Below are 5,175 nucleotides of genomic sequence, written 5' to 3'. Positions count from 1 at the left end.
GAACGGGCGGAAAGCGTCTCCCCCTGAAGCCCGGTGAGGCGCCAGCGGGCGGGACGGGAAAGACTGTCCCAACTGCGCTCCAGACGCGGCGGGGTCGTTCCGTCCGCCCCGGGCGCAGGCTGCCAGGCCCAGGTACGGACGAGCTCCCGGTGCAGGGCATCACGCTCCACATCCACCAGGGGACGGCCGTTCCAGAGGGCGCCGATCCAGTGGCCGGGCCCGTAACGCTGCAGGTCCAGGCGGCGGCCATGGGGCAAGGTGGTGGCACTGCGCTGCCCCAGGGCATTGAGCTCATGGCGCAAGGTGAAACAACGCTCCAGGCGGGTGCTGCCGGACTTGAGGCAAAGGGACTGGGTCTCCTCCAGAAGCTGACCGGTGGCGTCATAGGCAAAAGTGAGCCGGACCTGATCATTGGCGGCCGCCACCAGGCGGCCCAGGGCATCGTAGCGGAAGGTGCTCTCCAGCCGCCCGGGCTCCCCCTCGGCCTGAACCGTGCGGCGCAGCAGACGGCCCAGCTCGTCGCGCCGATAAAGAAAGTGCAACTTGCCCTGGCGGCTTTCCAGCAGCTGGCCGGAATCGCTGTAGGCATGGCGGGTGAGCTGCCCGTCAAAAGCCGTTTCCTCGCGCAGGCGGCCCTCGGTGTCGTAACGGAAGGTGGTGCGCTCGCCGTTCTGATTCTCCAGGGCCACGAGCTGGAGGGCGCTGTTGTAATGGAAGGTGAGGGTCTGCCCCAGGGGGTCCGTCAGCGTCTGGGGCAGCCCCTGGCCGTTGTAGGTCTGGCGGGCGCTGCGGCCGAGGGGGTCGGTAAAGCCGGCCAGGCGGCCCTGGGCATCGTATTGCCAGGTGCTGCGGCTGCCGTCGGGCTGCTGCAGGGAAATGATGCGGCCCAGGCGGTCGGTCACCACGTGGGTGGTCTGACCGGCGGGATCGGTGCTGCCCAGGGGGCGGCCCAGGCGGTCGTAGCTGTAGCGGGTAGTGTGGCCGGAACAATCGGTGTAAGCCAGCAGCTGGCCGCTGCGGTTGTAAGCCATGGTGCGGCTGCCGCCCCGGGCATCGGTACTGCCCACCAGCTGGCCCCGGGCGTCGTAGCGCCAGCTGCTGCGGCGCCCGGCGGGGTCGGTTTCGGCCAGAAGCTGGTGGCGCCCGTCGTACTCCCGCTGCCAGACCTGGCCGGCGGGATCGGTGATGGCGACGGGGTTGCGTTCGCCATCGTAGCGATAGCGGGTGGTGGCACCGCTGGGGTCGATGACGGCGAGCAGATTGTCTGCCGCGTCGTAGCGGAAGCAGGTGGTACGTCCCTCGGCATCGATACGCTTCGTCAGGTTGCCGCGCTTGTCCCAGAGCTGCTGGGCCAGACGGTGGCTGTCATCGTCACGCAGGGTGAGCACGGAGAGGATCAGGTGATGCCGGTCGTACTGGTAGACGCGGCGGACCCCGTCGGGGGTGTGCACCTCGGTTTCCCAGCGGGCGGGGCGGTAAAAGAAGCGGGTGTCCTCGCTGCCGTCATCGGCCACGGTGCGGATGCAGCGGGTGGCCAGGGGATGCCCGGCATCCCTGCCCCGGGGCGCCCAGGCCGGGTCGATGCGCCATTCCAGGTTCTGTCCGAAGCCCTGACCGTCCAGGCTGTAGGCCGTGTAACGGCTGAGCAGGTGGCGGGCACCGGGGTGGTCGGGGCCCGGGGGCAGCTGGGTGTAGGCGTAATGGCGCCGGTGACCCAGGGCGTCTTCCTGTTCCACCAGCTCCAGGACCGGCTGGCCGCCCTGGGCGTCCAGGGTGGGGGCGTAACGGTAGCGCACGTGCAGATGCCGGCTGCCGTCGGGCAGCAGCTGTTCGATGCGGCCGATGCGGCGCCGCAGCTGCGCCTGCCAGGCCCCGGGGGCGAGGCCCTGGCCCGCCTGGGCGATATGGGCCTTGCCGGCTTGCTGGTCGGCCCGGTGCACGGCATCCAGGGCGGCAATGCCCTGCCGGGCGGCAGGGGAGTCGGCCAGCAGGGCGCTGCTGTCGGCAGGCAGGCATTCCAGCCACAGGGCTTCCCCGTCGGTGATCACCAGCAGGGCCTCCGGATTCAGGAAAGCGGCCATGGGCAGGGCCTGGAAATGGTGCCGGGCCTGGTCGCCGGGTAGCAGGTGCAGCACCGGGCCGGCAGCGCTTTCCCGTCGGCGCAGGGGGTAATGGCCCGGGGTTGCGGCCTGGAACAGGTCCCGGCCGCCGTAGGGGTAGAGAATGCTCAATTCCCCGGGGCCATCGCGCCGGACCTGGAAGGATTCCAGTACCGCGTCGTGGGTTTCTCCCACGGCCAGGGCGGGCAGGCGCACGTTGCGGCCGCTCCCGTCGTGGTAAATCAGGGCGGCTTCCTGGCCGGGCCCGGCGGGCAGATCGCTGAAGGCGGTGGTGTAGGCCGTGGTCCAGCGGGCGCCCAGGAGGCCCTGGTCATAGGCCCGGTGGGAGGAACGGTAGCAGCGGGTGAAGCTCACCGGCATCAGGCCCGGGGCGCCGAAATCGTGCTGGTACAGGAGTTCCTGGCCCGTGCTGAAGTGGATGGGGTTGTCGCTGGTATTGGGCAGGCCTTCGGCGGCGCAGTTCTTGGGGCAGCAGTCCTTGGCGGCCTCGTCGGCCAGGCTGCCCAGGAGCCGGTTGCTCTGGTAGGCGATCTGCTCGTTACTGGGCTGGGGATGCTCGGCGGGGGCGCTGGTGTCCGCAGGGCGGCATTTTTCCTTGTTCTGGTTTTCCTTCTGCTTTTCCGGGACATGCTCGGGACTGCCCGGCGCGACCTGGACCTTGCCCTGGGCCAGGAATTTCAGCACCTGGGGCTTCAGCCCCAGCATCTGCTCGTCCCCCTGGACCGCCCGGCCCAGGTATTCCACGGCCTTGTCCCGGGTGGCGTTGAACAGCCTGTCGATGATCACCTGGGCATCATCGCTGCCCGTGAGCTCTGCCAGCCTGGCGGTGGGGCGCAGCTGGGGCTGCTGTTGCAGCAGGGTCTGGCACTTCTGCCGGTAGGCTTCGACGATTTCCCCGAAGGCTGCTCCGTAGGTTCCGGGCCAGCCATCCATCTTGCCGGCGGCGATGGCTTCCAGTTCATCCATGGCCTTGCCGGTGCCGATGGCGATCAGGTGCTGGCGCACCAGTTCGTAGGCGCCCCGCTTGTTGGTGATCATGGCCAGGGCGGGCTTGATGCCCTTGATGACGCCGCCGCGTTCCGGGTCGTAGCCGACCATGTCGATGAGCAGGGTGAGCCAGTTGGGGGTGAGCAGGTAGCCCCATTGGGCGGCCTGCTCGTCATGGCAGGCCAGGCGCCCCAGGTCCAGGAGTACGTCATGGGCGGCCAGGGCCCGCCCCAGGCCGGGCTGGGCGGGCATCACCGGGCGCAGCAGCAGCTCCGGGTCCGGTTGGTCCAGGCTGAGGATGCCCTTGATCCAGGTGCTCATGGCCACGTAGGCGTCTTCTTCCACCTGGCCGGCGTAACGGGCGGGGTCGTCCAGGGGCAGGCCGTCGGTGGGGACGATCAGGTGCGGGGTGGGCGGGATTTCCGGGGTGGTGGCGGCGGTCATGGGCAGGGCGGGTCAGAAGGTGGTGGGGGGCTTGATGCCGGGTGTTGTGGCGCTCAGGCCGGGGCTTTTGGCGGCGGGCAGGGGCAATTGCGAGAGGGGCCCGGGCAACTGGGTCGGCAGCCCTGGCATTGATGGCATCCCGGGCATGGTGGGCATGGTGGGCATGGTGGGCAGGCCCAGGCTGGTTTGTGGCAGTTGTGGCAGGGCCAGGGGCAGCCCCAGGCCGGCCAGGGCCTGTTGCAGCTGGCCGGCATCGAGACCGGCGGCGGCGCCCAGGGTCTGTTGCAGTTGCTGCAACTGGGGCAGTGCCAGGGACCCCAGGGCCTGGGGCAGCAGCTTTGGGTCCAGGCCGGGCAACTGGCCCAGGGCCTGCTGCAGCTGCCCCAGGTCGATGCCGGCGGCGCTGGCCTGGAGCTTCTGCATCATTTCCGTGGCCAGGTGGCCGGTTTCTTCCTTGACCCGGTACCAGCCCTCCTGTTCCTGGAAGGGGCGGGGATCCACGTCGTAGAACACCTGCAGGGCGCCCTTGGGAACCCCCGATAGCAGCGCCTTGCCGGCCCCGTCCAGGACTCCGGTGCGGATCGAGCCGTCCGCCAGGATGGCCTTGTAGGGGGCGCCGGCCACCGGGGTTTCCTCGGTTTCGTAGAAATGGCGCAGCTGGACGTCGCCGGGCTGCATGGGCATCTGGGGCAGCTGGCCGGCAAAACTGGCGCCGGCGGGTCCGGTGAGGGTTTTCACATGGCCGTGGATATTCACGGGTCCCGGGGCCTTGATGTCGATGGTGCCGGCGGCCAGGCGGATCTGGCAGCCGCCGCCGGTGAGGGTCAGGGCGTTGGGGGTGGAGATTTCGATGTTCCCGGCCACCGAGGCGATCTTGAAGTCCCGCTTGGCCGTGGCTTCGATGTTGTTGTCGTGGGCCTGGATCAGCACCTTGCCCTTGCCGGCGAAGAGCTTGATCTCCAGTTCATCCACGAACACGCTCCAGGCCTTCTTCACCGCCATGGCGAACTTCCGCCCGATGGCCAGGTTGGTGTCCTGCTGGCTGCTCAGGTGCAGGTGTTCCCCGGCCACCAGCTGCCCCGTCTTCGGGGTGCTGCAGACCAGGCCCGCCGGGCTCGACAGGGCCAGGATCGGTTCGGCATAGCCGGGCACCTGGGCCTGGACGCCGGTGCCGCCCGACTGGCTGTAGGTCCGGCGCGCTGCTTCCAGCAGCTTCCGGGTCTCGGCATTGACGGCCAGGGCTTCGGCCGTGTGTCCTTCGGCCACTTCGGTAAGGGCCTGGCTCATTTCCAGGGCCCCCTGCATCTGGGTGGTCAGTTCCCGGGAGTCCAGGTGCGTGCTCTTGGCGTTTTCCCGGGGATCGGTGCTGATCAGCAGGCCTTTGGCGGCCCGCAGGGCGCCGTAGTGGTCGGTACGCAGTTCGAAGCCTTCGCCCCGGGGCTCGCCGTTGCCGCCTACCCGGGGATGCACCAGGTAGCCCTGGTTCAGGGCCGTGGCGGCATGGTCGGAGGCGACCCGGATGCGCTGTTCGCCGGTGGTGTCGTCCCAGAGCAGTTCGTTGGCGCCGTTGCCCTTGTACATCTTGCTCTTGAGGGCGGCGAGCTTGCGGTTGCCGGGCAGGTTG

2 protein-coding genes are annotated in these 5,175 nt (G+C 69.2%); both read right to left on the bottom strand.

The genetic code is table 11. The features are described 5' to 3' along the window. Positions 1–3,551 (bottom strand): DUF6531 domain-containing protein (locus tag G474_RS0117575; protein ID WP_026688103.1); only part of this gene is annotated, 3,551 nt, incomplete at its 3' end. Between the two features lie 12 nt (positions 3,552–3,563). Next, positions 3,564–5,175: DUF2345 domain-containing protein (locus tag G474_RS0117570; protein ID WP_026688102.1), on the bottom strand; the 1,612-nt coding region annotated here is incomplete at its 5' end.

This window comes from Azovibrio restrictus DSM 23866, assembly GCF_000429665.1.
In the GTDB taxonomy this organism is placed as follows: Bacteria; Pseudomonadota; Gammaproteobacteria; order Burkholderiales; family Rhodocyclaceae; genus Azovibrio; species Azovibrio restrictus.
This window is presented reverse-complemented; position numbering and strand designations above follow the sequence as displayed.